Source organism: Avibacterium volantium, assembly GCF_049366555.1.
GTDB classification, from domain to species: Bacteria; Pseudomonadota; Gammaproteobacteria; order Enterobacterales; family Pasteurellaceae; genus Avibacterium; species Avibacterium volantium_A.
On record NZ_JBMMGT010000089.1, the window covers coordinates 1 to 222 of the forward strand.

General features: G+C 41.4%; 1 rRNA gene. It reads right to left on the bottom strand.

What is annotated here, in order from left to right:
- Positions 1-95, bottom strand: a 5S ribosomal RNA gene (gene rrf / locus ACLS0A_RS11115); the annotation flags it as partial.
- Positions 96-222: the final 127 nt, after the last annotated feature.

A 222-nucleotide genomic window follows, 5' to 3' on the forward strand; every position in this document is an offset into this window, starting at 1 on the left:
ACATGGGGATTCCCCACACTACCATCGGCGTTACAGCGTTTCACTTCTAAGTTCGGCATGGAGTTAGGTGGGTCCACTGCACTAGCGCCGCCAAGATAATTCTTTGTATCCTTTAGATTCTTTATCTTTCTTTATGTCTTTTCTATTCGTTATTTATGTCTTCAACAAAAACAAGCCAAAACCCTTGAGTGTTGTATAGTTAAGCCTCTCGGGCAATTAGTA